General features: G+C 58.7%; 22 protein-coding genes. 3 read left to right on the plus strand and 19 right to left on the minus strand.

Features of this window, described 5'->3' with window-relative positions; all coding sequences use genetic code 11:
- Window positions 1-16: 16 nt before the first annotated feature.
- The 10 genes from QE435_RS04300 to QE435_RS04345 all read right to left on the minus strand — a co-directional run bounded on the left by QE435_RS04300 (window position 17) and on the right by QE435_RS04345 (window position 12,373).
- Window positions 17-1,591, minus strand: a complete 1,575-nt coding sequence (locus QE435_RS04300) for an FGGY-family carbohydrate kinase (protein ID WP_349040373.1) — start codon at window positions 1,589-1,591, stop codon at window positions 17-19.
- A gap of 68 nt (window positions 1,592-1,659) precedes the next feature.
- Window positions 1,660-2,364 (minus strand): HAD family hydrolase, encoded by a 705-nt coding sequence (locus tag QE435_RS04305; protein ID WP_349040374.1) that lies wholly within the window; start codon window positions 2,362-2,364, stop codon window positions 1,660-1,662.
- A 4-nt stretch (window positions 2,365-2,368) separates the two neighbouring features.
- Window positions 2,369-3,853, minus strand: coding sequence for a mannitol dehydrogenase family protein (locus QE435_RS04310; protein ID WP_349040375.1), 1,485 nt, complete (start codon window positions 3,851-3,853; stop codon window positions 2,369-2,371).
- A gap of 98 nt (window positions 3,854-3,951) precedes the next feature.
- Entirely contained in the window at window positions 3,952-4,956 is a 1,005-nt protein-coding gene (locus QE435_RS04315; protein ID WP_306928957.1) for an ABC transporter ATP-binding protein, read from the minus strand.
- Window positions 4,957-4,967: 11 nt separating this feature from the next.
- Window positions 4,968-5,792 carry a carbohydrate ABC transporter permease gene (locus QE435_RS04320; protein WP_309769714.1) on the minus strand — a complete coding sequence of 275 codons (825 nt, stop codon included), beginning with the start codon at window positions 5,790-5,792 and terminating at the stop codon, window positions 4,968-4,970.
- Between the two features lie 11 nt (window positions 5,793-5,803).
- Window positions 5,804-6,676, minus strand: coding sequence for a sugar ABC transporter permease (locus tag QE435_RS04325; protein WP_309769715.1), 873 nt, complete (start codon window positions 6,674-6,676; stop codon window positions 5,804-5,806).
- A gap of 120 nt (window positions 6,677-6,796) precedes the next feature.
- Window positions 6,797-8,110 (minus strand): sugar ABC transporter substrate-binding protein, encoded by a 1,314-nt coding sequence (locus QE435_RS04330; RefSeq protein ID WP_349040376.1) that lies wholly within the window; start codon window positions 8,108-8,110, stop codon window positions 6,797-6,799.
- A 141-nt stretch (window positions 8,111-8,251) separates the two neighbouring features.
- Entirely contained in the window at window positions 8,252-9,205 is a 954-nt protein-coding gene (locus QE435_RS04335; RefSeq protein WP_349040377.1) for a sugar-binding transcriptional regulator, read from the minus strand.
- Between the two features lie 106 nt (window positions 9,206-9,311).
- Window positions 9,312-11,162 carry an ABC transporter ATP-binding protein gene (locus tag QE435_RS04340; protein WP_349040378.1) on the minus strand — a complete coding sequence of 617 codons (1,851 nt, stop codon included), beginning with the start codon at window positions 11,160-11,162 and terminating at the stop codon, window positions 9,312-9,314.
- A 47-nt stretch (window positions 11,163-11,209) separates the two neighbouring features.
- A complete protein-coding gene (locus QE435_RS04345; protein WP_349040379.1) occupies window positions 11,210-12,373 on the minus strand; it encodes a M20 aminoacylase family protein in 1,164 nt (387 codons plus the stop codon).
- Window positions 12,374-12,678: 305 nt separating this feature from the next.
- Between QE435_RS04345 and QE435_RS04350 the strand changes: the two genes are divergently transcribed.
- The 3 genes from QE435_RS04350 to QE435_RS04360 all read left to right on the plus strand — a co-directional run bounded on the left by QE435_RS04350 (window position 12,679) and on the right by QE435_RS04360 (window position 16,445).
- Window positions 12,679-14,388 (plus strand): peptide ABC transporter substrate-binding protein, encoded by a 1,710-nt coding sequence (locus QE435_RS04350; RefSeq protein WP_349040380.1) that lies wholly within the window; start codon window positions 12,679-12,681, stop codon window positions 14,386-14,388.
- 133 nt (window positions 14,389-14,521) lie between these two features.
- Window positions 14,522-15,532 (plus strand): ABC transporter permease, encoded by a 1,011-nt coding sequence (locus QE435_RS04355; protein WP_349040381.1) that lies wholly within the window; start codon window positions 14,522-14,524, stop codon window positions 15,530-15,532.
- The gene (locus QE435_RS04360; protein ID WP_309769722.1) at window positions 15,525-16,445 is read left to right on the plus strand and encodes an ABC transporter permease; all 921 of its coding nucleotides are present in this window, start codon (window positions 15,525-15,527) and stop codon (window positions 16,443-16,445) included. The genes QE435_RS04355 and QE435_RS04360 overlap by 8 nt, the downstream gene beginning before the upstream one ends.
- A gap of 132 nt (window positions 16,446-16,577) precedes the next feature.
- Here QE435_RS04360 and QE435_RS04365 read toward each other — a convergent pair whose 3' ends face one another.
- From QE435_RS04365 to QE435_RS04405, 9 genes are all read right to left on the minus strand, one after another.
- Window positions 16,578-17,975 carry an amidase gene (locus QE435_RS04365; protein WP_349040382.1) on the minus strand — a complete coding sequence of 466 codons (1,398 nt, stop codon included), beginning with the start codon at window positions 17,973-17,975 and terminating at the stop codon, window positions 16,578-16,580.
- 55 nt (window positions 17,976-18,030) lie between these two features.
- The gene (locus QE435_RS04370) at window positions 18,031-18,852 is read right to left on the minus strand and encodes an ABC transporter permease (RefSeq protein WP_349040383.1); all 822 of its coding nucleotides are present in this window, start codon (window positions 18,850-18,852) and stop codon (window positions 18,031-18,033) included.
- The gene (locus tag QE435_RS04375; protein WP_349040384.1) at window positions 18,849-19,799 is read right to left on the minus strand and encodes an ABC transporter permease; all 951 of its coding nucleotides are present in this window, start codon (window positions 19,797-19,799) and stop codon (window positions 18,849-18,851) included. Before QE435_RS04375 ends, QE435_RS04370 begins: the two co-directional genes overlap by 4 nt.
- A 217-nt stretch (window positions 19,800-20,016) precedes the next feature.
- Window positions 20,017-21,552 carry an ABC transporter substrate-binding protein gene (locus tag QE435_RS04380; protein ID WP_349040385.1) on the minus strand — a complete coding sequence of 512 codons (1,536 nt, stop codon included), beginning with the start codon at window positions 21,550-21,552 and terminating at the stop codon, window positions 20,017-20,019.
- Between the two features lie 280 nt (window positions 21,553-21,832).
- Window positions 21,833-22,732 carry a LysR family transcriptional regulator gene (locus tag QE435_RS04385; protein WP_309769726.1) on the minus strand — a complete coding sequence of 300 codons (900 nt, stop codon included), beginning with the start codon at window positions 22,730-22,732 and terminating at the stop codon, window positions 21,833-21,835.
- A 155-nt stretch (window positions 22,733-22,887) separates the two neighbouring features.
- Window positions 22,888-23,637, minus strand: a complete 750-nt coding sequence (locus tag QE435_RS04390) for an ABC transporter ATP-binding protein (protein WP_306928980.1) — start codon at window positions 23,635-23,637, stop codon at window positions 22,888-22,890.
- On the minus strand, window positions 23,634-24,470 hold the full coding sequence (locus QE435_RS04395) for an ABC transporter ATP-binding protein (protein WP_349041129.1): 837 nt from the start codon (window positions 24,468-24,470) through the stop codon (window positions 23,634-23,636). Before QE435_RS04395 ends, QE435_RS04390 begins: the two co-directional genes overlap by 4 nt.
- A gap of 8 nt (window positions 24,471-24,478) precedes the next feature.
- The gene (nikC, locus tag QE435_RS04400) at window positions 24,479-25,405 is read right to left on the minus strand and encodes a nickel transporter permease (protein ID WP_309769727.1); all 927 of its coding nucleotides are present in this window, start codon (window positions 25,403-25,405) and stop codon (window positions 24,479-24,481) included.
- Window positions 25,402-26,469: an ABC transporter permease gene (locus QE435_RS04405; protein WP_349040386.1), complete on the minus strand. Its 1,068-nt coding sequence runs from the start codon at window positions 26,467-26,469 to the stop codon at window positions 25,402-25,404. Before QE435_RS04405 ends, nikC begins: the two co-directional genes overlap by 4 nt.
- Between the last annotated feature and the right edge of the window lie 3 nt (window positions 26,470-26,472).

The raw sequence follows: 26,472 nt of genomic DNA on the forward strand, positions 1-26,472 counted from the left end.
TACTCTTCCACATCTGTTAAAGACGATCCAGTTCCTCGCGATGCCGATACATTGCGAGGAATTTTTTGTAGTCCCGTTCATACAGGGATGCCCGGGCTCCCTCCGGCTGGCATTCCTCATAGCCGGGATACATGGCAGCGCCAGCCGCCGCCAAGCTCGTATAGACGCCACCCGCCGCCGCCGCGGTCATAGCGGTTCCGAGAAGCACGGCATCATTTGTTTGTGGCACGACGACCCGCTTGCCTGTCGCGTTTGCGTAAAGCTCCATCAACAGTGGATTGTGAACGTGCCCACCTGCGACGTGAAGGGTGGTGGTTCGATATCCGAAACTCTCCATAGCATCCAAAACGTGGCGCGTGCTGAGCGCGATCGAAACGGCTGTGCGCCAATAAAGCGCACAAAGGCTGTCGAATGATGTATCGAGCGTCAGACCGCTGATCACGCCCCGGGCATGCGGGTCGGCAAGCGGCGACCTGTTGCCATGAAAATCCGGCAGGACATGCAGACGGCTGGCAAACGCCTCGCCTTCCTCTGCCCGCAACGCCATGACGCGGTCGACGATGCGCCGGTGAAGTGCGGCGTCTGGCTCACCACCTGCCGCATGCATGCGGACAATATGATCGAGCAGCGCGCCCGTAGCCGATTGTCCGCCCTCCACCAGCCAGTGATCCGGCAGAACAGCCTGCCAATAGGGTCCCCACAGGCTGCGACCATGCATGCGATTGGGCGTCAGCGCCACGAGACAACTGGATGTACCGGCTATCAGCGCGACGTTGTTCTCGACATGCCTGTCGAGGCTACCGCCGAGCGCACCAAGCGCGCCCGCATAGGCATCGATCATGCCGGTCGCGACCCGGCATCCGGTATCCAGCCCCAAGTCATCGGCACCCTTGGGCGACAGCACACCAACAGCTTGACCTGGCGCGACGGTGCTCGAAGGGAGCGAAGCGCGTTCTTTCAGATCGCCAAGCCCGGCAAGCTCGAGATAATCGTTGCGCCAGCCTTGCGGCTCATGCGCCAGAAAATTCCATTTTGCCGTCAATGTGCAGTTGGAGCGCGCAGCACTGCCGCTCGCCTTCCATGTGAGGAAGTCGGCAAGATCGAAGAAGTAAAAAGCTCTCGACCAGCTTTGAGGCAGATGTTTCTTCAGCCACATCAGCTTCGGCATCTGCATTTCGGGAGAGATCGATCCGCCGACGAAGTCCAGAACCGGATGACGGGACGCCGTCAGAAAGTCCGCCTCGTTGATGGACCGGTGATCGAGCCAAACCACCGTGTCGAAGCGGTCTTCGCCTGTCGTTGAGACCGACACCTGTTCGCCAGATTTGCCCCGCGCAACCAGCGAGCAGGTGGCATCGAAACCGATGGCAGCCACACCCGCCGCATCAATCGCCGCTTCGGTGATGGCAGAGCGTACCGAAAGGCAGACCGCGTTCCATATGTCTTCGGAATCGTGCTCGGCGTGGTTTTCCCTCGGTCTTTGCATGATGATGGGATGCGTTGCGCGCGACAGCATTGCACCATGACGATCGAACACCCCGGCGCGTGCGCTGCCTGTTCCGACATCGACCGCAACGAGATATTGGCGCATGAAGCTAGTTTCCCATCCCTGTCTTGCCGAAAGCGGGGAGAGAACCGTTCCGTGTCGTCACCTGCACGTCAACCAGCCTCTGCTCTTGAGCCTTTGCGGCCCTTTCGGTCGCGCACAAGGTGGACCAAATCCGGCATGGCGTCAAACACGAGATCAGGCTCGAGCGCTGCGATCTGTTGGCGAAATGCCGGGAAGCGTGCGTGAGAGCCGCCTGTAAAAGCAAAAACGCACATGCCCGCTGCCTTAGCCGCGGCAATGCCGGCCGGGCTGTCTTCGATGACGATGCACTCGGCCGGCTCCACGCCCATCTCGTGGGCGGCATGCAGAAAGAGATCGGGCGCCGGCTTGCCGTTCTTCACCATGGTCGCGCTGAAAATATGCGGCTCGAATTTTTCGATCAGCCCCGTCAGGCCCAAAGAGTAGCGGATGCGTTCCGGTTGACTGGAAGAGGCCACGCAGCGCGGTACGTCGAGCCTGTCCAGCGTCTCGGCAATGCCTTCAATGGCTTTTAATTCGAGGCGAAAACGTTCGAAAAGCGCGCTCCGCATATGTTCGAGAAAGTCGATATCGGTCTCGATACCGTATTCCTCCCAAAGCGTTGCCGTCATATTGGCGAGGCTGCGGCCAAGAAACCGGTGATAGGCCTCCTCCTCGGTCATCTGGACACCCAGATGGGCCAGCATGTCGATCAACACTGAGACGGAAACCGGCTCACTATCGACGAGAACACCATCGCAGTCGAAGATCACCAAGGGGCCGGTTTCGGTGGGCATGATGTCAGCTTTCGATGAGTTTATCGTCCAGATAGAGCTGCAGCGTCTTTGCCGTTCCCTGCTGCCACAATGTCTTTAGAGCATGGGCAAAGCGCTTGCGGAAGAGGTCGGACTCCGCAACGTCGCCGAAAATATCGCTGAGTGCGAGGAACGCCATCGGATCGTCTTTCGCCTTGATCGCCGCCGCCTGCAGGCGCTCGGCACTCGCATCGTTGAAGACGATCGCCTTGCCGCTGTCCGACGTGCCGTAGAAGTAGCGGCACCAAAGTGCAGAGACCAGCGACAGACCAACAATGTCGAGGCCCTGTGCCAGACGGTCAGCCGTCGAGGGCAGGATGAATTTCGGTTGGCGGTTGGAGCCGTCCTGCGCCAGACGTGGAATCGTGTCGCCAATCTTCGGGTTGAGGAAACGGCGCTCGATCAGGTCGAAATATTCGTTGAGATTGGTGTCCGGGACCGGAGGAATGATCGGAATGATCTCTTCTTTTTCCAACTTGGCAAGGAATGCGCGGATCAACGGATGCTCCATCGCCTCATGGACGAAATGAATGTCGAGCAGCGCCGCTGGATAGGCAATGACTGCATGTCCGCCGTTCAGAATGCGGATCTTCATGTGTTCATAGGGCGCGACATCACTCACGAACTGGACGCCGACTTTTTCCAGAGCTGGGCGACCAGCGGGGAAATTGTCTTCCATCACCCATTGCTTGAACTCTTCGCAGAAGACCGGCCAGTTATCCTCGATACCGAAGTCATCGCGGGCAATGGAGCGTTCGCGGTCGCCGGTGGCCGGCGTGATGCGGTCCACCATGGAATTGGGAAATGAAACGTTCTCACCGATCCAGTTGGCGAAGGCGGGATCGGACAAGGCCGCAAGGCCGACGACTGCATTCTTGGTGACCTTGCCGTTGTGAGGGATGTTGTCACAGGACATGACCGTGAAGGCCGGAGTGCCTTTGTCGCGGCGTGCTCGAAGTCCTGCAACGATCAGGCCGAAAACCGTCTTCGGCGCAGCCGGGTTCTTGCCGTCCTCGGCAATGGCTGGATGCTGCGGATTGAACGCGCCGGACGCATCGATGAAGTAGCCGCCCTCCGTGATCGTCATGGAGACGATGCGAATTTTTGGGTCGGCAAGGGCCTCGATGATGGCCTTGGCTTGGCCGACTGGCAGGATGTCGATCATCGGTCCGGTGACGCGGGCACCTGTACGGTTGTTGTCCTGCTCCACCACCGTCGTCAGGAAATCCTGGTCGGCGAGTTTCTCGCGCATCACCGCGTCCGATGGCAGAACGCCAGCACCGATGATCGCAAAATCATGATCGGCACCGGTGTTGAAGAGATCGTCAAGATAGATCGCCTGATGCGCACGGTGAAAGTTACCGACGCCAAAATGAACGATCCCAGCCGAAAGGTCGCTCCGCGAATAGGACGGAACCTGAGCGGTGGCCTTTGCCTGATCAAGCGTTGCGAGCGAGAGTTTGCATGTCATGAGACAATCCTCGAATAATTCCCAATCGAACCGACGCGCAGGAGACGCGCTCAACGTTCATCTCGTGATGGCTTTCGCCAGTTGCTGGCATCCAAGCGCTATGCCCGAATTGCCAGACCGTTCTTGTCGAACCTATGGACCTTGGTCTCGTCCGGCGTGATGAAGACGATGTCGCCGTGCTGGCAGGCGAACTCGCCGCCGGCGCGTGCGGTGATCATGCCGATCCCCTCGACATCGATATGCAGGAAGGTATCCGAGCCGAGATGCTCGGCCACATTGACCTTGCCTTTCCACAGACCACTTTCCTTCGACAGCAGCAGATGTTCAGGGCGGACACCGACCGTTTCGGCCGACTTGCCAAAGGCATAGGCACCCTTGACCAGGTTCATGCGCGGAGAGCCGATGAAGCCGGCGACGAAGAGATTGGCCGGGCTGCGGTAGAGATCGAGCGGCGAGCCGACCTGCTCGATATTACCGCGATTGAGAACCACGATCTTGTCGGCCATGGTCATGGCTTCCACCTGGTCGTGGGTCACATAGACCATCGTCGTCTTCAGCGTATTGTGCAGCTCGGAGATCTCCAGCCGCATCGTGCCACGCAGTGCCGCATCGAGGTTCGACAGCGGCTCGTCGAAGAGGAACGCAGAGGGTTCGCGCACGATGGCACGTCCGATGGCGACGCGCTGGCGCTGGCCGCCGGATAGCTGCGAGGGGCGACGATCAAGATAATCCGTCAGATTGAGGATGGCAGCGGCGTCATTCACCTTCTTGTCGATGGCGGACTTTTCCATCTTCGCCATTTTCAGCGGAAAGCCGATATTGTTGCGCACGCTCATATGCGGATAGAGCGCATAGGATTGGAACACCATGGCAAGACCGCGCTCGGCGGGCGCCCTTTCGGTCACGTCCTTGCCGTCGATGATGATCTGGCCGCCGCTGACGTCTTCAAGCCCGGCAATCAGACGCAGCAGCGTGGACTTGCCGCAGCCAGACGGGCCGACGAAGACGACGAACTCGCCATTTTGAATGTCGAGATTGATGGACGGGATGACCTTGGCTTCGCCAAAGACCTTCGAAACATTTTTAAGCGAAATGCTGCCCATTGTTATGATCCTTATTTCACAGCGCCGAAGGTCAGGCCGCGCACGAGTTGTTTCTGGCTGAACCAGCCGAGCACCAGGATTGGTGCGATCGCCATCATCGAAGCCGCGGAAAGCTTTGCCCAGAACAGGCCCTGCGGCGACGAGAAGGAGGCGATGAATGCCGTCAGCGGTGCTGCATTGGTGGTCGTTAGGCGAATGGTCCAGAAGGATTCGTTCCAGGCCAGAATGATGTTGAGGAGCAGCGTCGAGGCAATGCCGGGGACCGCCATCGGGGTCAGCACGTAGACGATCTCGTTCCAGAGCGACGCACCATCCATCCGCGCCGCTTCCAGAATTTCACCCGGAATTTCACGGAAGTAGGTGTAGAGCATCCACACCACGATCGGCAGATTGATCATGGTCAGCATCAATGTCAGGCCAATGCGGGTGTCGAGAAGGCCGGCATTGCGGAACATCAGATAGAACGGCACCAAAACGGCAACGGCTGGCATCATCTTGGTGGAGAGCATCCACATCAGGATGTCCTTGGTGCGCTTCGTTGGCGAAAAGGCCATGGCCCATGCCGCCGGAATGGCGATGAGCAGTGCCAGGATCGTGGAGCCGACCGACAGGACGACCGAGTTCATGAAGGGCTTGAAGTAGTCGCGCTGCGTGTTCACCGTCACGTAGTTTTCCAGCGTCCCCGACGGCCACAGGCTGAAGCCCGCAATGGCTTCCGGCTCCGTCTTGATGGAGGTGAGGAAGGCATAAAGGATCGGGAAGAACAGGATGAGCGCAACCACCCAGGCGGCGATGGAAAAGCCGATCTTCGAGCGGGTAGAGACTTTACGAGCCATGGGACGTCTCCTTAACGATCGAGGTTCTTGCCGACGGCGCGCATCAGGAAGATGGCGACGACATTGGCGAGCACGATGGCGATGATACCGCCGGCAGACGCCCCGCCCACATCATAGCCAAGCAGCGCGGTCCGGTAGATCAGGAACGGCAGGTTGGTGGAGGCATAGCCGGGTCCGCCATTGGTGGTGACGAGAATTTCCGCATAGACGCCCAGAAGGAAGATCGTCTGGATGAGGATGACAACCGTCATGGCACGCGCCAGATGTGGCAGCGTCAGATAGATGAAGCGGTTGAAGAAGTTCGCGCCGTCCATTTCAGCCGCTTCCTTCTGTTCGCCATCCAGCGATTGCAGGGCAGTCAGCAGGATAAGCGTCGCAAAGGGCAACCATTGCCAGGCCACGATGATGACGATGGACAAAAGCGGAAAGCGCGAGAACCAGTCGATGGGTTGAAAGCCGAAGAACCTGTTCAGGTCCGCAAGCACGCCGTAACCGGGGTGCATGATCATGTTCTTCCAGATCAGCGCCGCAACGGGCGGCATGACGAAGAATGGCGAAATCACGAGAATGCGCACGATGCCCTGACCGAAAATCGGCTGATCGAGCAAAAGAGCGATGGCGACGCCGCCGATAATGGTGATCAGCAGCACGCCACCGACGATGATCAGCGTGTTCCAGATCGACTGGAAGAAGGCCGGATCGGTGTAGAAGAATTTGTAGTTGAACAGACCGGCGAAGCTGACATTTGCCGGATTCAGCAGATTGTAGTTCTGGAAGGAAAACCACAGCGTCATCGCCAGTGGCACGATCATCCAGATGAGAAGCAGGAAAACGGAAGGCGCCATCATCACGCGCGCCAGGTTCCTGGTGTTCTGCGTTGCCATTCGCTGCCCTCCCAGTATCGCGCGCGGCATCAAGGCCGCAGGCGGTTCATTCTTTTGATTATGAAGACGATCGAGAATGTCCGCCGCCCGGCTTTTGCCGGACGACGGGCTTCGGGAGGATTACTTGATGTAACCGGCGCGGGTCATCTCGCGTGCTGCAGTCGACTGGGCGCCTGCAAGCGCATCGTCCACCGAGGACTGACCTGCAACAACTGCGGAGAAGAGCTGGCCAACCGTTGTACCGAGCGACTGGAACTCCGGGATCGCCACGAACTGACCGCCGGTGTAGGGCACGGGCTTGACCGTCGGCTTGGTAATGTCAGCCGCGTTCATCGCCGCAAGTGTCGTCTTGGCGAATGGTGCAGCCTTCTCGTATTCCGCATTGTTGTAGAGCGAGGTGCGCGTGCCCGGAGGAACGTTTGCCCAGCCTTCCTTGGAAGCGACGAGATCGGAATAGTCCTTGCTGGTTGCCCACGCGATGAACTTCTCGGCGGATTCAGCCTTCTGCGAGCTCTTCGGGATCGCAAGGTTCCAGGACCACAGCCAGTTGCCATGGTTCTTCAATTCGCCATGCGTCGGGAAGAGCGCGTAGCCAACCTTATCCGCAACCTTCGAGTCCTTCGGGTTCGACACGAAAGACGCAGCAACGGTCGCATCGATCCACATGCCGCACTTGCCTTGCTGGAAGAGCGTCAGATTTTCGTTGAAGCCGTTGGAAGCAGCGCCCGATGGGCCAGCGTCCTTCATCAGATCGACGTAGAACTGCAGGGAGTTCTTCCACTCCGGCTGATCGAATTGCGGCTTCCAGTTTTCATCGAACCAGCGGCCACCGAAAGAGTTGGTGAGCGCGGTGATGAAGGCCATGTTTTCGCCCCAACCCGCCTTGCCGCGCAGGCAGATGCCGTTGATGTCGGCGTTGCGATCGGTGATCTTGCGTGCCGCATCGCCAATGAATTCCCAGGTCGGGTTTTCAGGCATCTTCAGACCGGCTTTTTCAAACAGGTCCTTGCGGTACATGATCATGGCGGATTCGCCATAGAAAGGCGCCGCATAGAGCTTGCCCTCAACCGTCAGGCCGCCGCGGATGGAGGGCAGCATGTCGTTGACATCATACTTGTCGCCAAGCTTTTCCAGCGGCAGTAGCCAGCCTTGCTTGGCCCAGATCGGAACTTCGTAGTTGCCGATGGTCATGATGTCGTACTGGCCGCCATTGGTGGCGATATCCGTCGTGACGCGTTCGCGCAGGACGTTTTCTTCCAGCGTGACCCACTCGATCTGAATATCGGGGTTCTTGTCGGTGAATTCCTTCGTCAGTCCCTGCATGCGGATCATGTCACCGTTGTTGACGGTGGCAATGGTCAATGTTTCTGCAGACGCGAGGCCGGAAAAGGCGAGAGCCGAGCATGCGCCCAGCAGAAGTGTCTTCAATGTCATGATCTTCCTCCCAGAAGAAAAATGAGCATTCGCTTTGCTCGAGGGCAATTACTCACTTTTCGATGTGCAAAGTCAAGCATCCTCCTGCGCTGCAACGCAAAAGAAAAAGCTAATATACTGATTCAAATAGGATATTTTTGCTCAGTGCGTGAGCATATATTCAGCCGAGTGCTCGTCGGTGATGACGCCATTAAGCAGTCCTCCGCGCAAAGCGGCCAAAATGGCGGGCGATTTCCTTCGTCCCTGAGCGATACCGACCACGGTACAAGTCTCCCTCGGCGGCACGGGAACGGAGGCGACGCGATCATTGATGGGATTGTTCATGATCTGCCCATCCCCATCGAAGAACCAGCCGCAGATTTCACCTGCGGCACCCTCGGCGATCAGCCGCTTCATCTCGTCCACGGCCAGGAACCCGTCTAGACAGAGCGGCGCGTTTTCTCCCAATTCGCCAACGCCGACAAAGGTCACGTTCGCGGCAGCCCCCAAAGCCAGCGTGGAGCGGACCATGGGCTGATCATGCAGCAAGACGCGCTCTTCAGACGACGAGCAAAGAACCGGAAGCGGCATCGGAAAGTGCCTGGCCTTGATGGCGTCTGCCATGGAGAAGATGACGTTGTAATAGGCCGCCGAGCCATCCGGGCCGATATTTCCGGTGAGTGAGACGATGCGATGCTGCGGACAATCCATCGGCGGGAGTTGATCCACGGCGGCTTTCAGCGTTCGCCCCGTTCCCACAGCCAGCACGATCGGCTCGGGCTGCCGCAGCCATCGCTCGATTTCCGCAGCACCCGCCTCGGCAATTCCCACAGTGGAGGAGGTTCCTGCCGGATCGCTCGGAACGACCTCGACATGCTTGAGCGAAAAGCGTTCGCGCAGCGCCTCTGCCTTTTCCAGACAGGCAGCAATCGGATGGTCGAGCCGGACCTTGATCAGACGCTCTGCAACGGCCAGCGAGACAAGACGCTGCGCCGACTGGCGCGAAATACCCATGGCAGCAGCGATCTCGTCCTGCGTGCGGCCAGCCACATAATAGAGCCAGCCGGCGCGTGCCGCGTCGTCTAACCGTCCACCGCTATCGGATCGCCTCGCCATCTCTCTGCCCTAACTTGTCTGCTCCCCAAGTGCTGGCATTTTTTACGGCAAAATGTCAAATTACGAGACACGGCAGATGGCTCTTGATCGGTGGTCGTGCCGCCCGTCAGGCTGTTTCCTGCACGAGATGCCCGGCGGAAACTTCCCTATAATGGCGCGGCGGCGGCACGTAACCTGCCGGACGGATTGGGCTTTTGATCTCGTCTGTCGCCATGTTGCGCCGAACGTGTCGTCGCGAAGGGTCCGGCACTGGAACGGCAGACATGAGCTTTTTTGTATAGGGATGTTGCGGATTGTCGAACACGGCAGCGCGCGGCCCGATCTCGACGATTTCTCCGAGATACATCACCGCGACGCGATGACTGACCCGCTCCACCACCGCCATATCATGCGATATGAAGAGGAAGGCCAGATTGAGGCTCTGTTGCAGGTCGAGCAGCAGATTGCACACCTGCGCCTTGATCGAGACATCGAGCGCCGATACCGCTTCGTCGGCGACGATCACCTTGGGATCGAGCATCAAGGAACGGGCAATCGCAACACGCTGACGCTGACCGCCGGAAAATTCATGTGGGAAACGCCGCATCATATCTGCGGTGAGGCCCACTTTCTCCAGCAGGTCCGCAGCTTTTTCACGCGCCTGCTGCTTGTTGCCGAGACGATGCTCGAGGAAGGGTTCCATGATCGCGGCCCCCACGCTCATGCGTGGGTCGAGACTGGCGAAAGGATCCTGGAAAATCATCTGTACGCTGCGCCGCATGGCGCGCAACGTCACCTTATCGAGTTTCATCACCTCGTAGCCGTCGAGCATCACATTGCCGGATGTCGGCTCGATCAGCCGCGTGATCGAGCGACCGGTGGTGGATTTACCGCACCCTGATTCGCCGACGAGCGAGAGCGTCTCCCCTTCGGCGAGATCGAAGGACACCTTCTCAACCGCATGCACCGCACCGGATTTACGAGCAAAGAGACCCGAGCGAATATCGAAACGCGTTGTCAGGTCCTTGACCGAAAGGATGGGCGTCTTACCGCCGGACACCGTGTTGTGAACCTCCGAGGCAGGCTGGCTTTCCCCTGTCTTGATGTCGACGATCGGGAAGCGGGCGGGAAGCACACGATCCTTCATCGAACCGAGTTTGGGGACGGCCGAAAGGAGCGCGCGCGTATAGGGGTGCTGGCCACGATGAAAGATATCGTCCGTGGCCCCGGTCTCCACCACATCGCCGCGAAACATCACGATGGTGCGGTCCGACACTTCGGCCACGACACCCATATCATGGGTAATGAAGAGGACCGACATGCCCTCCTCTTCCTGCAATTGCTTGATAAGGTCGAGGATCTGGCCCTGGATCGTCACATCGAGCGCCGTCGTCGGCTCGTCGGCGATCAAGAGTTTCGGCCTGGAGGCAAGCGCCATGGCGATCATCACACGCTGGCGCATGCCGCCGGAAAACTGGTGCGGATAATCGTCGAAGCGGCTCGTCGCATTCGGAATGCGCACCTTTTCCAGAAGGCGGATGACCTCTGCTTTGGCGGACGATGAGGAGATATTCTGATGCACGGTCAGCGCTTCGGCGATTTGCTTGCCGATCGGAAAGATTGGATTGAGGCTCGTCATCGGCTCCTGGAAAATCATCGAGATTTCCTTGCCGCGAACCTTTCGCATCTCCTCTTCCGGCAAGCTCAAAAGATTGCGCCCGCCGAGCATGACCTCGCCTTCGATACGGCTCATCTTCCTATCGAGAAGCCGCATGATGGAAAGCGACGTAACACTCTTGCCAGAGCCACTTTCGCCAACGATTGCCACCGTCTCGCGTGGCGCGATCTCGAAACTCATATTTCGCACCACGGATTTCCATCCGCCATCGACGCGGAAGGATGTGGTGAGATTTTGAACCGATAGGACCGGGCTTACGGACCCGCCGGTCTCTTCCATGGACGTTCCGGCCAAAAGCATGCTGATCTCCAAAAAAGCGGAAAGCGGCCGGAGAGGCCGCCACGTCGTCACGCAGCCAGCGCGGTTTCGGCCATCGAAACCCAATAGCTGATGCCATAGGGCAATGCGTCGTCATTGAAATCATAGGCGGCGTTATGCAGGCTCGCAGTATCGCCATTGCCGATGAAGATGAACGCACCGGGACGCGCTTCCAGCATGTAGGAAAAGTCCTCGGCACCCATATGCGGGTTCGGATTGGTGTTGACCGCCGTCGCACCGGCAACGGCCTTGGCGACCGCGGTTGCGAACTCCGTCTCGGCATCGTGGTTGAACGTCACCGGATATCCGCGATGATAATTCACCTCCACCGTCGCCCCATGTGCCAGAGCAGTTGCAGCCGCCACTTCCTTGAGGCGCTTCTCAGCGAAGTCGCGAGTTTCAGGCAGCAAAGTGCGCACGGTTCCGGTCAATGTAACCGCGTCTGGAATAACGTTGTAGGCCGTGCCGCCGTGGGTCGTGGTCACAGTCAGTACAAGCGATTTCAACGGATCGGTCTCGCGCGAGACGATGGATTGCAGCGCGATAATGACATGTGCTGATGCCAGTACCGGATCGACGGACAGATGGGGCGCGGCAGCATGGCTGCCCTTGCCGGTGATGACGATCTCGAAGCTGTCGGCTGCCGCCATGGTGGATCCTTTGCGGATGGCAAATTGCCCGACGGGAATGCCGGGTTCGTTATGCATGCCATAGACCTGGGAGATGCCGAACTTCTCGATCATGCCGTCGTCCAGCATGGCCAGCGCACCGGCTCCACCTTCCTCGGCGGGCTGGAAAATGACCGCGACCGAACCCTTGAAATTGCGGGTCTCCGCCAGATACTGCGCAGCACCCAGAAGCATGGCCGTGTGTCCATCGTGACCACAGGAGTGGGCCTTGCCGGGCGTCTTCGAGGCCCATGACTTGCCGCTGGTCTCAAGAATCGGAAGAGCGTCCATATCGGATCGAAAGCCGATGGTAGGACCATCGCCATGCCGTCCCTTGATGATGCCAACGACGCCCGTCTTGCCGATGCCGGTTTCAACGATATCGCAGCCGAATGACCTCAATTTCTCGGCTACGAAGTCGGATGTTTCGAAGACGTCGTAGAGCAATTCCGGGTGTTCGTGCAGATATCGCCGCCAGCCCGCGACTTCATCCTGCATTTCAACAGCACGGTTTAATATGGGCATTCTTCTATTCCCTGTTTTTGTTCCCCGCCGGGTTATTGGACGCCATATTGCGGATGGAATTCCCGCTTTTGCAAGCACGAATTTCATAATCTGAACGAAAAATAGGCCCGTTATAAATTAGCTCAATTTTTGGTCATCAAACACAGAAAGTATCTTGCTTTTCAGAACGACAGACCATAGCATCACTATTGAAACCGAGTTTTCTCCATATAAATCATATATTTAAGCAATATATCGCGCAAATTTCGCGTGACGAAACGGTGGAAAACGAAAACGGAATCAATCCGAAAAAAGGGGAAATAACGATGATAAAGCGCAGTGTTCTTTACGCAGGCACCATGGCGGCGGCAATCTTGGCAGGTTCCGCCGCCCATGCTGAACGCGGCAGTGACGGCGAACTGAAAATCCTGTTCTGGCAGGCAGTATCGACGCTCAATCCCTATCTCTCAGGCGGCACAAAGGAGGAATACAGTTCCTCCATGATCATCGAGCCCTTGGCGCGTTACAATGAAAAAGGCGAGTTGGTCCCGACGCTGGTGACCGAGATCCCTACCCTTGAAAATGGCGGTGTCGCCAAAGACCTGCTGAGCATGACCTGGAAGCTGAAGAGCGATGTGAAGTGGTCGGATGGTACGCCGTTTACAGCCGACGACGTGGTTTTCACCTGGAAATATTGCACCGCTCCCGATGGCGGCTGCGCGCAGAAAGCCCAGTATGAAGGCGTGAAAAATGTCGAGGCCATCGACCCGCACACGGTCAAGATAACCTTTACCGAGCCGAAGCCCTACCCCTATTCTGCCTTCGTCGGCGCAAAGTCTCCAATCATCCAGAAAAAGCAGTTTGAAAACTGCGTCGGCGCCGCCGCTCCCGGCTGCACATCCGCCAACTTTGGGCCGGTCGGAACGGGCCCCTTTGTGGTCAAAGACTTTAAGCCGAACGACGTGATCACCTACGTCGCCAATCCCAATTATCGCGATCCGGCCAAACCAGCCTTCGCGACGGTCACGCTGAAGGGTGGCGGCGATGCCGCATCCGCTGCACGCGCAGTGCTTGAAACCGGCGAGTTCGACTATGCCTGGAACATGCAGGTCGAACCGGAAGTTCTGGCGACTATGGTTGCCGCCGGGAAGGGTAAGCTGGTTACGGCATTCGGCACCAACGTGGAGCGTATCGTTCTCAACTGGTACAATCCCGACCCGGCCCTTGGCGACAAACGCTCCACCAAGGAAGCAGGTCCGCACCCGGCGCTGTCCGATCCTGCCGTGCGCCGCGCACTCGCGCTTGCCATTGATCGCGACATCATCGATGAGGCAGGTTACGGTGAAGCAGGTAAACCGACCTGCAACATCGTGCCAGCACCCGAAGCCTTCAACTCCACCAAGAATGACAGCTGGTGCCTGAAGCAGGATATCGAAGGTGCCAACAAGCTCCTGGACGATGCGGGCTGGGTTAAAGGCCCCGACGGCATTCGTGCCAAGAACGGCGTAAAGCTGTCCTTCCTGTACCAGACGTCCACCAACTCTGTTCGTCAGGCCGTCCAGGAACTTGTGAAAGACATGTGGTCGCAGATCGGTGTTGGCGCTGAACTGCGCAATATCAGCGCCTCGGTCTTCTTCGGCGGCGATCCCGCAAGCCCCGATACGTTCCAGAAATTTTATGCCGATGTCGAAATGTATACGAATAATTTCAGCGGCACCGACCCGGAAAAATATCTGGCGGAGTGGCTATGCGACAAGGTCCCTTCACCGGCAAATGGTTGGCAAGGGCAAAATATTCCCCGCTACTGCAACCCGAAATACGATGAGTTGGTGGCTGTCCTTTCCAAGACGGCCGACCCTGCCAAGCGCGAGGAAATCTCCAAACAGCTGAACGACATGCTCACCGAGGAGGGCGCGCATATCCCGCTCATCCACCGAGGCAACGTCTCCTCCCACTCTCTGACGCTCGAAGGCGTCAAGATCAACGGCTGGGATTCGGAACTCTGGAATATCGCGGACTGGTCCCGCAAGAAATAACACGCAGATGGCCGGCCTCATCCAGGCCGGCCTTTTGCATGCCCCTGGACCATGATCTGAAGACACATTGCCGCGTCAGGCGTAAAGACTCCAAACTTTCGCAATGCCGCGCTCTGCGTCTGGAGAGTTTCAGATGTTTACCTTTACACTCCGACGGCTTGCCTTCGCCGTACCGACCCTCCTCGTCATCAGCTTCGTTATCTTCGCGCTTCTCGATCTCGCGCCCAATGATCCTACCGGTGATCTGCCTCTGACGATTCCACCGGAAGTGCGAGCACAGATCCGTGCCTCGCTTGGTCTGGATGAACCCTTCTTCGTCCGCTATCTCATGTGGCTGCAGCAATTCTTCATCAACGAGCCGCTGAACCTCATTGAGACCCTGACCGGCTGGCAGATCGGCGATGGCAACCGCGTTCGGATTCTGTCCTGGGCGACGCGCAGCCCGGTGGTCGATCTCGTCGTCCAGCGCATGCCGCAGACGCTATGGGTTGTGGGCCTTGCCTATCTCTTCGGAGCGTTGCTTGCGATCCCGATCGGGGTGATCTCCGCGTACAAGCAATATTCGCTCTTCGACCAGATCGGCACGTTCATATCCATGGTCGGCTATTCGGTCCCGACCTTCTTCACCGGCGTTCTGCTGGTCGTCATCTTCAGCTCCAACCTGCAATGGTTTCCTTCCGTCTACGACACCAATCTCCGCGTCACCGACTGGGCGAGCTTCGTGGCTCAGGTGAAGCAGATGTTCCTGCCCGTTATGGTGTTGACGCTCTATAACGTGTCGCAGATCAGCCGCTTCGTACGAGCCTCCATGCTGGACAATCTGCATCAGGACTATGTGCGGACCGCCCGCGCCAAAGGCGTCAAAGAAAAAACCGTGGTGCTGAGCCATGTGCTGCGCAACAGCCTGATCCCGGTTGTCACCGTCATCGCCCTTGGCGTGCCGACGATCTTTTCCGGCGCCATCATCACCGAGCAGATATTCCGCGTGAACGGGCTGGGCCAACTGCTGATTACCGCTGTCCAAGGGGCAGATATTCCGCTGGTCCAGACGCTGACCTTCATCTTCGCGGTGCTCATCGTGCTTTTCAACCTGATCGCCGACGTATTGTACGGCATTCTCGACCCGAGGATCCGCTATGACTGACGCTACCATGACCGAGCCTACGGCTGCTAAAAGCCCGACGCTATCCGCGCTCGCCGATATCTGGAAACAGTTCCGGCGTCACAAGGGCGGCGTCGCGGGACTTGTCGTCTTCATCTTCATCCTGCTTGCCGTCTATGTTGGCCCCTACATCCACACGGTTGCTCCTAACGCTCTCAATGTGAAGGCCCGCAATCAGTGGCCTTCGCTTGCCCATCCGTTCGGTACGGACAATCTCGGCAAAGACATGCTGGCGCAGGTTTTGGCGGGAGGGCGCATTTCGCTCGCCGTCGGCATCACGGCCATGCTGCTGGCCCTGTTTCTCGGCACGCTGATTGGCGTGCTGTCAGGTTATTTCCGCCGGCTGGACGGGCCGTTGATGCGGCTGACGGACCTGTTCCTGGCTCTGCCGCTTCTGCCGCTATTGCTCGTCATATTGCTGCTGTTTCGCGATACGCTACGCGCCGCATTCGGCCCGGAGACCGGCATCTTCATCCTCATCGTCTTCGTGATCGGGATAACGAGCTGGATGCACACAGCGCGCATCGTGCGCGGCGATGTTCTGGCGATGAAAAACCAGGAATTCATCGAGGCGGCGAAGTCGAGCGGCATGCGCGAACACCGCATCATCATCAAACATATTCTACCGAACGTCTTGAGCTCGATCATGGTCTCGGCAACGCTTGGCATCGCCTCGGCCATTATCACGGAGTCGGCCCTCTCCTTCCTGGGACTCGGCTTCCCATCGGATTTTCCGACATGGGGACGATTGCTGTTCGATGGTGCGAACTTCCTGCAGTTGACGCCCTCACGCGTTCTATGGCCGGGGCTCGCCATCTCGCTGACTGTGCTGAGCGTCAATTATATTGGCGATGCGGTACGTGACGCGCTCGACCCGAGAGCGCTGAAGAACTGAGGCAGGACATCTCACAGACTGTTTTAGGTATCCAGTCGGCTCATGATGAGCCGGCTGGGTTCGTCACAAGATGACGGAAGACTGGCAACAGCAGCGGAGTTGCGGACAGTGAAGATAGCCTGAAGGATGTGATCAGCCTCGCGCCGGTGGCTGCGGCCACTGCTTCACACCGCCACTCCAATCCTCAAAAGCCTTGGACAGCTTCAAGACGAAGAGATCCTCATAGCGGTGGCCGACGATCTGCAGGCCAATCGGCATGCCGGACTTCGAGAAGCCGCAATTGATCGAGGATGCCGGCTGTTCCGACATGTTCCATGGCACCGTGAAGGCGATGTGCTCGAAGGGCAGTTGCGGGTCATTGGTGGGAGAGGCCCAGTCCGCCGGATAGGATACGATCGGATTGGTGGGCGAAATGACGGCATCCACCGTCTGCATCAGCCGCCCGCAGCTCTTGCGCATCTCCATGGTCTGGTTGAAGCCGAAGACCGCACGCGACCCTGACACCTCAGCACCCTTTCTGGCCCATTCGAGAATGTAGGGCAGGATCGTCGCTCGGCGCTCGTCGCTCAAGGCCACCATGTCGCCCCAGAATTTCGCCCGCCAGAAATCGTCCAACCCATCCAGCATGTCGCGTGTCAGCACCGGCTCAACCGGAATAATGATGGCGCCCGCCGCTTCGAAGAGCTTGGCAGCAGACAGGACCGCATCGCGCACCTCCTCATCCACTGGCAGGCCGCAGCCCGCATCCAGCATCAGGCCGATCTTCAGGCCCTTCACGTCGATCTTGAGGTCAAGCCAGTCGATTTCGTTGGGAGGCAGCGACGTGCCATCGCGCCAGTCCGGTCGCGATAGCGTCGCCATGGCGTAAGCGGCATCGGTCACGGTGCGGGTCATCGGTCCGGCGCAACGTCCGGTGTAGAAGGGATCAACCGGGATACGGCCCTGGCTCGGCTTGAAACCAAAAAGGCCGGTCCATCCAGCGGGAAGACGCACGGAGCCGCCGATATCCGTGCCGATATGCAGCGTGCCATAACCGGCCGCCCCCGCGGATGCCGCACCGGCGCTGGAGCCTCCGGGGTTTTGCGTCGGGTCCCATGGATTGCGGCTGAGCTTGTGAAAGCTGGAAAGGCCCGACGAAAGCATACCGTAATCCGGGCAGGTCGTCTTGGCATAAAGGATTGCCCCGTCTTCACGGCAGCGCGCCGCCACAGGCGCATCCTCAAGTGCTGGAACCAGTTCGACCGCTTTCGTGCCGAGCGGCACGGGCTGGCCCTTCGTCGCGATGAGCTCCTTCAGCGATACCGGGAGGCCATCGAGGGGCCCGAGTGTTTCTCCCTTCACCCAGCGCTGCGTCGAAGCTTCCGCTTGGCTACGGGCATCTTCCGGATCATAGGCGTAAAGGGCGTTCACAATTGGCTCGAATGCCTCGATGCGTGACTCTACTGCCTGCCAATATTCCAGTGGGGACAGTGTCTTGTCTCGGTAAAGCGCCAGAATTTCGAGCGTGTTGAGGTCTATGAGATCGGTCATGGAATCGTCTCGTCAAAAATAACAGGATGTGAGGGTTGATATCGGCTTCGGGCGATCAGCTCGTATCGCGCGGATCAAGGAGATCGCGAAGACCGTCGCCCAGAAGATTGAGGCCGAAGACGGCAAAGGCGATGGCAAGGCCCGGCATGATGGCGAGCCAGGGGGCGACGCCGAGATAGGTCTGGGCATCGGCCAGCATCCGACCCCAGGTTGCGGCAGGCGGTGGCATTCCGAGACCCAGGAAGGACAAACCAGCCTCGGTGAGAATGGCAAGCCCGAGCTGGATCGTCACCTGCACGATGATCTGGTTGGAGATATTCGGAACGATGTGCACAAGGGTGATCTTCGCACGGCCCTGACCGATACTCGCCGCAGCGGTGATGTATTCCCTTGCCCATATCTGCAGGGCGGCACCGAGCGTCAGGCGAGCGAAAACCGGGACCATGAAGGTGGCGATGGCAATGATGGCGGTGAAACGCCCCGTACCGAGAAAGGCGCCCAGCATCATCGCGGACAAGATGGGCGGCACAGCGAAGATGATATCGCAGATGCGCATCATCACGGTTTCGGTCAATCCTCGGACGGCTGCGACGGTGACGCCGATCAGGGTGCCGATGAAGGCGCCGATGGCGACAGCGGCAATTGCCGTGGAGAGCGAGTTCCATGCACCTGCCATCAGCATGGAGAGCACGTCACGACCGAAGTGGTCGGTGCCGAGGCCGCCATAGACGAAGGGAGATTTCAGCTTCTGGACGATCTGCATTTTGGTGGGCGAGACTGGAGTCCAGACGAGGGAAAGCAATGCGACTGCGATCAGGAAGGTCGTGACAACAATCCCTGTCACGAAGGCTGGGCGGCGACGGACGAAGCGCATCATTTCGCACCTGACCGCAGTCTCGGATCGATGAAGAGATAGGCGATATCGACGAGAAAATTCATGATGATGACGAGCGCTGAGAAGAACAGCACGACGGACTGCATGACGACGATATCCCGCTGCGTCAGCGCCTGATAAGCGAGCCGTCCAAGCCCGGGCAGGTTGAAGACATTCTCTACCAGGACCGCGCCAGCAATGAGGAAGGTGAACTGCAAACCGATCATGGTGACGACGGGAATCATCGCATTGGGCACCGCGTGCCGCCACAGCGCGACGCGGTCGCTCAGGCCCTTGGCGCGTGCCGTCCGAACGAAATCCTCGTTCATCACCTCAAGTACGGCGGAGCGACAGACGCGGGTCAGAACGCCTGCCTGCGAGAGCGCCAGCGCCACCGCTGGCAGAACCAGAGCCGTCAATCCCGCAGTAAAGCTTGGCGTCCATCCCGGGAAGCCACCAGCCGGCATCCAGCCGAGCGTCGTCGAAAAGAGGATGATCAACAGCAGGCCGACCCAGAAGCCGGGCACGGCAATTCCTACGTGAGAAAACAGCCCTGCCGCGAAGTCTATTGCGCCATTGCGGTTCCTCGCCGCTGCAACACCAAGGGGAATGGCGATGGCAACCGAGAGGCAGACGGCGAGAAGCGCAAGTGGAAGGGTGACAACCAGACGCTCTGCAATGAGCCCCGCGACCGGGACGCCATATGTGTAGGATTGCCCCAGATCTCCACGCAGGACGCCCATGAGCCAGTGAATATAGCGAATTGGGAGCGGGAGATCGAGACCCATCTGTTTCTGCAAGGCGGCGAGCGTATCGGGGCTGGCAGAGGTGCCCAGCATGATGGCTGCCGGGTCACCTGGAAGCAGGCCCATGACGAAGAAGATCAGGCACGAGACGGCCAGGAGCGTGACGAACAGGCCAAGGATGCGTTTGAGGATCAGGATGGTCATGATCTGCGATCGCTGGAGACGTGCTGCAAGTAGCGCACTCCCCTCTGTCCTGCCCGGCCTCTCCCCCTCAAGGGGAGAGATTGGAAAAAGGCAAGCCCATGCGCTATCTCAACCATCCGGGAAAAGCGAGGAGGTGACCACCAATCGATCCCCCCCCTTGAGGGGGAGATGTCCGGCAGGACAGAGGGGAGTATGGGTAGACCTCGCTCCATAAGATTCATTCTTCCCAATGAACGTCCGTCAGCACGTTCGATGGAATAGGTTCATCCTGCCAGAGACCCTTGACCTTCTTGTCCCAGACGCCAAGCTTCGGCATGACGAAGAGAAAGAGCGCCGGAACATCTTCAGCAAGAATCTTTTGCGCCTCACCATAGAGCTTTTCCTGCTCACCGGCGTCGGCCGTCTTTTCGACATTGGCAATGACCTCATTGAAGGCCGGGTTCTTGTAGTTGAAGTAGTATGGGTCGCGGGAATAGATATCGATATCCATCGGCTCCGCATGTGCGACGATCGTCATGTCGTAATTGCCGCCCTTGAAGACATCCGCAACCCATTTGGCCGGAAATTCGGTGGTCTCGATGGTCATCGTGACGCCGATTTCGGCGAGCATGGCCTGGAGAACCTGTGACGTGCGCTGCGCATAGGCCATCTGAGGGGCCTTGATGGTGAAGCTGAAGCCATTCGGATAACCCGCTTCCGCCAGCAATGCCTTGGCCTTTTCGACATCATAAGGGTGAACACCCGTCGTATCGATATAGCCGCGGTCGTTGGGGGTATAGTGGCTACCGATGGCGGTGCCGAGACCGGACCAAGCGCCTTCGATGACGGTCGGACGATCGACTGCCATCATCAGCGCCTGGCGCACGCGCTTGTCGTCGAAGGGCTTCCGGGCATTGTTCATACCCGCAACGACCTTCAACTCGGTATTGCCGACGAAGGTGCCGAGACGGGCGTCGCCATCGAAGGAGGACATGAGCTCCGGCGCACCGAATTCCGGGAATGCGTCGATATCACCGGCTTTCAAAGCGGCCGCCTGTGCCTGCGCATCGGAAACGAAGCGGAAGGTGGCTTTCTCCAACTTCACCGCGACATTCTTGTCCCAGTAAGACGGGTTCTTTTCGAGCTCGACCTTGTCACCTTTTGCCCAGCTGACAAATTTGAACGGGCCGGTGCCGATCGGCGTGGTGCGATTGTTCTCTGCGGTCTTCGGCGAGACCATGACGGAAGCGGGCCAGCCAAGCCAGTAGATGAGGCTACCGGCGGGCTGCTTCAGTTTCAGAACCAAGGTGTCCGCATCCGGCGTCTCGATGGTGTCGATGGACGCAAAGAAGCGCTTCTGCGGATTGACGGAGCCTTCGCCTCGGGCTCGATCCAGCGAAAATTTCGCAACCGAGGAATCAAAGGCTTCACCATCGTGGAAGGTCACGCCCTTGCGCAGCTTGAACGTATAGGTCTTGCCGTCCGGAGAGATCTGCCAGCTCTCGGCGAGCTGCGGCTTGACTTGCCCCTTGCTGTCAATGGTAACAAGTCCTTCGAAGATGTTCTGCCACGTCACCTGACCGATAGCGACGGGCGCTGCGATCGTCGGGTCGAGGCCGGTCGGCTCGATCGCCATTCCAAGTGTCAGCGCCGTCTTGGGTGCGGCCTCAGCCTCCACAGCCGAAAACGGCAGCCAGAGTGCAGTGCCCAAGGCAAGGGTCAGGGCGGTGCGGCGTGAAAGCGTCGCCGCCTGTGAAAAATAATTGCGTGGCATCATTATCCCCTGTCGGACGGGCCGGGCTTTTTGCCCTTTGAAAGACCGTCTGTTGCAAAAAGAGTGGCATGGTGACGGCGCACACACAATCTGCATTTTTGTGTGCTCCGCGTAGCCGAAAACGCTACACGGTATTTGGGATCAAAATCAACCTGTGAGACGACGAGAGGTGATAGAGAGAGCAAACCGAAATGTTCTACTCCGGTCTTCCTTCGCGCTCCCTGGGCATCCTGGTCTCACGCTGCTTTACCCTTCATGGCAGAAACAAAATCGCAGTTTTTTATACCGCTGCCTCACGCATGAAACGTTCGATGAAATCGGCGAGTTTGGACGCCGCAAAGGACAATTGCCGATCCGGTGCGACGCAGAGATCGATCTGCGTATGGATGCCTTTCTTCCCGGCTAGAGGCACTGCAACCATCTGGCCGCTGCGCAGCTCGCGCGCCACCGACAGGGCCGGCAACAACGTGGCAGCCGCATTTCCCAGGACCAATTCTTTGAGCATTTCCAGCGAGCTGGTGATGAAGACCGGATCGAGTTCGATACCGGCCTCCGCGAAGAGGGCGTCGAAGGCTTGACGGGCGGCAAAGGTTTTATCCGGCAGGGCAAGCGGAAGCGCGGCAAGTTCCTTCAAAGTCACTTCCGGCTGGCCTGCAAGTGCATGCCCCGCCGGAAAGATGGCGTCGTAGCTGATGCGGGTGCGCGAGCGCACCTTCACACCCGAGAGCTTCGGTGCAAACAGGCTGACGACGAGGTCGGCTTCTGCGGTTCCCAATGCCTCCATGGCCTGACGCGCACTGGTAATATTGACCTCAAAACGAAGCTTTGGATATTTGAGACTGAACTGCGCCAGGACGGGCGCCAGCAGATTGGCCACCGTGGCACCGTTGGCATAGATCGTGACCCGGCCGCGTTGCAGGCCCTTCAGATCGTCGATGAGTTGGTTGACATGGTCCAACTCACGCAGCGTCTTTCCCGCACGCGCAGCAAGAAGCTCGCCCGCCGCCGTCAGCTTCACGCCACGGCTGGAGCGCTCGACCAGCGGCGTGCCGAAATAATATTCGAGATTTTCGATCTGACGACTGACCGCGGTAGGTGCAACATTCAGGTTCTCGGCCGCCGCGCGCATGGAATTGGTACGGACGAGTTCGTCGAAATACATCAATGCGCGCAATTGCATGGAGCGATCATCCCCAATGTGATCAATGGCCGGTCGATAGGCCCAAGAAACGCTACACTCCGTCCGCGGCGCAACATCCCACGAACGTCGGCGATGCACGCAGTCAGACAAAAGCCTTCGACCCGCTGCGGTCATACACGAGGTGTAAGCCAGCCTCAATCGCGCCGGAAGCCTTCGCTCGCCACCATCAGCTGCCGCGTGTAATCGGCGGAGAACTCTCTCGTTTCCAGTTGATGCACGTCCATCGACTCGACAATCTTGCCGCTTTTCATCACCGCCAGCCGGTCGCACATATGGCTGATAACGCCCAGATCGTGACTGACCATGACGAAAGTCAGGTTTCTGTCCTTGCGCGCCTGCTCAAGCAAGTTGAGAATTTCCGCCTGGATCGAGGCGTCCAGCGCCGATGTCGGTTCGTCGAGGAGCAGGATCTTCGGCTCCAGGATCAGCGCGCGGGCAATGGCGATACGCTGGCGCTGTCCCCCTGAAAGCTGGTGCGAGTAGCGGAAGCGGAAACCGGTGCCGAGACCGACCTCGTCAAGAGCGCGGTTGATGCGCGCTTCCTTGTTGTCCACCCCGTGAATTACCAGCGGCTCCAACAAGATGGAATCCACCGTTTGGCGCGGATGCAGCGAACCGTAAGGATCCTGAAACACCATCTGGACATCGCGATAAAAGCTCTTGTCGCGTGACTTGCGGCTATAGGTCCGCCCGTCCACCATGAGGGAGCCTTCGTCGAAATGGTTGAGACCGGCAATCGCACGCAAAAGCGTCGACTTGCCGGAGCCGGATTCACCAACGAGCCCGAAGGATTCGCCCTTCGCCACCTCGATGCTGACCCGATCCAGTGCCAGATAGCCGTCGAAGTCCACGACGATATCCTTGGCAGATAGTACGACCGTCATAGACGCCACTCCGCTTGGCGTTGAAGGACCGGCAGCGGATGCCGGTGCTCGCCGATTTTCGGCAGACAGTTCAGAAGTCCCTGCGTGTAGGGATGTTTGGCGTTTTGCAGATTGGCAGATGGAAGCTCTTCCACCACGCGCCCCGCATACATCACCAGAACCCGGTCGCAGAAGGACGAGACGAGCCGCAGATCATGCGAGACGAAAATCAGGCCCATGCCGCGCTCGCGCACCAGCTTGTCGAGAATATCCAGCACTTCCAGCTGCACCGTGACGTCGAGTGCAGATGTCGGCTCATCGGCAATCAGGAGTTCCGGACCGCAGACGAGCATCATGGCGATCATGACGCGCTGCCCCATGCCGCCGGATACCTCGTGCGGATAGAGATTGAAGACGCGTTCCGGATCGCGGATCTGCACCGCCTCGAGCATGTCGAGCGCGCGTTTCTTTGCGTCAGAAAAGCCAATCCGCTCATGCGTCTTCAGCGTTTCGACAATCTGGCGGCCGATGGTCATAACCGGGTTCAGCGAATATTTCGGATCCTGCAGGATCATTGCGATCCGCTTGCCGCGAATAGCGCGACGCTGCTTTGCCGGAGCGGTCAGAAGATCGATATCGCCAAAGCGAAGTGCGTCAGCCTCGATCTTTGCGTGGCCAGGCGTCAGGCCCATGATGGCGCGACCGGTCTGCGATTTGCCGGAGCCGGACTCGCCGACGATACCGAGACGTTCCTTGCCGAGCGCAAAGGACACGCCCCGCACGGCTTCGACAAGGCCGGTTCTCGTTGGAAAGCTGACGCGCAGATTGTCGACCGTCAGAAGAGGTGTGGTCAAAGATGGGGTCATTGGCCAGCCTCCTTCGGATCGAGCGCATCGCGAAGCCCGTCACCCAAGAGGTTGAAGCCAAGGCTGACGATGAGGATGGCGGCACCCGGCATGGCAGCAACCCACCACTGGTCGAGGATGAAGCGGCGGCCAGAGGCAATCATCGCACCCCATTCGGGAAGCGGGGGCTGCGCGCCGAGACCCAGAAAGCCGAGACCGGCGGCGGTGAGAATGATGCCAGCCATATCCAGCGTCACACGCACGATGAGCGAGGAGAAACAGAGGGGAATCACGTGTTTGAGCACGATACGCCAGGGAGATGCCCCCATCAGCTTCACCGCGGCGATGAAGTCGGAATTTCGAAACGTCATGGTTTCGGCGCGTGCAATACGCGCATAAGGCGGCCAGGAAGTGACCGCGATAGCCAGTACCGCGTTCTCGATACCGGGACCCAAGGCTGCAACGAGCGCAAGCGCCAGAACAAGCTTGGGGAACGCAAGAAAGATATCGGTGATACGCATCAGCACAGCATCGATCCATCCCCCGGCATAGCCTGCAACGGTGCCGACGATGAGGCCGATTGGGGCGGCAATGATCGCCACCAGCACGACGACGAAGAGCGTGAGGCGCGAACCGTAGATCAGGCGCGATAGAATATCCCGTCCCTGATCGTCGGTGCCGAGCCAATATCCATCTGTCCCCGGAGGCAACAAGCGGGCATTGCGGAGATCGCCCTGAACAGGGGAATGCGGCGCCAGGACATTGGCGAAGATCGCGACGAACACGAGCGCCAGGATGATGCCGAGCCCGGCAAGCGCCAGACGGTTTTCCGAAAACCGCCGCCAGATGACATAGGCGCGGCCAAGCCGTGCCTGCTTGCGCGAGGTCGGGCGGTCGGAGAGCAGCCACTCGCGGCTATAGGGTTTCAATAGAGCATCCGTCATCGGCTGCGCGTCCTTGGATCGAGCGTCCGGTAAAGCAGATCGGACAGGAGATTGATGCCGATGAAGACGGCGCCGATCACGATGGTGCCGCCGAGAACGGCATTCATATCCGCATTCTGGAGGGAATTGGTGATGTAGAGGCCAAGGCCCGGCCACGAGAAGATCGTTTCCGTCAGAACCGAGCCTTCCAACAGACCGGCATAGGAGAGAACGATGACCGTTAGCAGAGGGACTGCGGCGTTACGCAAAGCATGGAACCAGATGATGCGCGTTTCCGACAGGCCCTTGGCGCGTGCGGCGACGATATATTCCTGCGCCAGTTCGTTCAGCATGAAGGAGCGCGTCATGCGGCTGATATAGGCGAGTGAGAAGTAGCCGAGCAATCCTGCGGGCAGAATGATGTGACGGAAGAGATCCCAAAACACATCCCACTGGCCCTGCCACAACGCATCGAACAGATAAAATCCGGTCGTCGGCGTGAAGGTGAATTCGTAGACGATATCGATACGGCCGGGATAGGCCACCCAGTGCAGCTTGGCGTAAAACACCAGAAGCGCCAAAAGGCCGAGCCAGAAAATCGGCACCGAATAGCCAACAAGCCCAATGACGCGCACGATCTGGTCGATGATGCTGCCCCGCTTGACCGCTGCCAATACGCCGAGCGGGACGCCGAAGATGGCACCAATCAATGTGCCGAGCGTCGCAAGCTCTATGGTTGCCGGGAAAACGCGCTTGATGTCGTCCATTACGGGATTGGTCGTCAGCACCGACGTCCCGAAATTGCCGGTGAGCGCCTGCTTCAGATAGATGAAAAACTGCTGCCAGAGCGGCAGGTTCAAGCCGAGCTCTTCCCGAACCCGCTCCACCACATGGGCGGGTGCGCGGTCGCCGACGATCGCCAGCGCCGGATCGATAGGAATGACGCGGCCAATGAAAAAGGTTACCGCCAGCAAGCCTAAAAAGGTGGTGACAACGGTAATGATGAAGCCGAGAACGGCCATAAGGCGCCGGTTGGCACGGCGTTTGCCGTGCCTCGCCCTTGCGGAAGTTTCAACGATACTCAATGA

The organism is Agrobacterium sp. SORGH_AS 787 (assembly GCF_030819035.1).
Classification (GTDB): Bacteria; Pseudomonadota; Alphaproteobacteria; order Rhizobiales; family Rhizobiaceae; genus Agrobacterium; species Agrobacterium larrymoorei_B.

Excerpts from the sequence above, each read along its gene's own strand:
- QE435_RS04300 (WP_349040373.1), bottom strand. The coding sequence starts at position 1,591 with ATGCGCCAATATCTCGTTGCGGTCGATGTCGGAACAGGCAGCGCACGC.
- QE435_RS04305 (WP_349040374.1), bottom strand. The coding sequence starts at position 2,364 with ATGCCCACCGAAACCGGCCCCTTGGTGATCTTCGACTGCGATGGTGTT.
- QE435_RS04310 (WP_349040375.1), bottom strand. The coding sequence starts at position 3,853 with ATGACATGCAAACTCTCGCTCGCAACGCTTGATCAGGCAAAGGCCACC.
- QE435_RS04315 (WP_306928957.1), bottom strand. The coding sequence starts at position 4,956 with ATGGGCAGCATTTCGCTTAAAAATGTTTCGAAGGTCTTTGGCGAAGCC.
- QE435_RS04320 (WP_309769714.1), bottom strand. The coding sequence starts at position 5,792 with ATGGCTCGTAAAGTCTCTACCCGCTCGAAGATCGGCTTTTCCATCGCC.
- QE435_RS04325 (WP_309769715.1), bottom strand. The coding sequence starts at position 6,676 with ATGGCAACGCAGAACACCAGGAACCTGGCGCGCGTGATGATGGCGCCT.
- QE435_RS04330 (WP_349040376.1), bottom strand. The coding sequence starts at position 8,110 with ATGACATTGAAGACACTTCTGCTGGGCGCATGCTCGGCTCTCGCCTTT.
- QE435_RS04335 (WP_349040377.1), bottom strand. The coding sequence starts at position 9,205 with ATGGCGAGGCGATCCGATAGCGGTGGACGGTTAGACGACGCGGCACGC.
- QE435_RS04340 (WP_349040378.1), bottom strand. The coding sequence starts at position 11,162 with ATGCTTTTGGCCGGAACGTCCATGGAAGAGACCGGCGGGTCCGTAAGC.
- QE435_RS04345 (WP_349040379.1), bottom strand. The coding sequence starts at position 12,373 with ATGCCCATATTAAACCGTGCTGTTGAAATGCAGGATGAAGTCGCGGGC.
- QE435_RS04350 (WP_349040380.1), top strand. The coding sequence starts at position 12,679 with ATGATAAAGCGCAGTGTTCTTTACGCAGGCACCATGGCGGCGGCAATC.
- QE435_RS04355 (WP_349040381.1), top strand. The coding sequence starts at position 14,522 with ATGTTTACCTTTACACTCCGACGGCTTGCCTTCGCCGTACCGACCCTC.
- QE435_RS04360 (WP_309769722.1), top strand. The coding sequence starts at position 15,525 with ATGACTGACGCTACCATGACCGAGCCTACGGCTGCTAAAAGCCCGACG.
- QE435_RS04365 (WP_349040382.1), bottom strand. The coding sequence starts at position 17,975 with ATGACCGATCTCATAGACCTCAACACGCTCGAAATTCTGGCGCTTTAC.
- QE435_RS04370 (WP_349040383.1), bottom strand. The coding sequence starts at position 18,852 with ATGATGCGCTTCGTCCGTCGCCGCCCAGCCTTCGTGACAGGGATTGTT.
- QE435_RS04375 (WP_349040384.1), bottom strand. The coding sequence starts at position 19,799 with ATGACCATCCTGATCCTCAAACGCATCCTTGGCCTGTTCGTCACGCTC.
- QE435_RS04380 (WP_349040385.1), bottom strand. The coding sequence starts at position 21,552 with ATGCCACGCAATTATTTTTCACAGGCGGCGACGCTTTCACGCCGCACC.
- QE435_RS04385 (WP_309769726.1), bottom strand. The coding sequence starts at position 22,732 with ATGCAATTGCGCGCATTGATGTATTTCGACGAACTCGTCCGTACCAAT.
- QE435_RS04390 (WP_306928980.1), bottom strand. The coding sequence starts at position 23,637 with ATGACGGTCGTACTATCTGCCAAGGATATCGTCGTGGACTTCGACGGC.
- nikC (WP_309769727.1), bottom strand. The coding sequence starts at position 25,405 with ATGACGGATGCTCTATTGAAACCCTATAGCCGCGAGTGGCTGCTCTCC.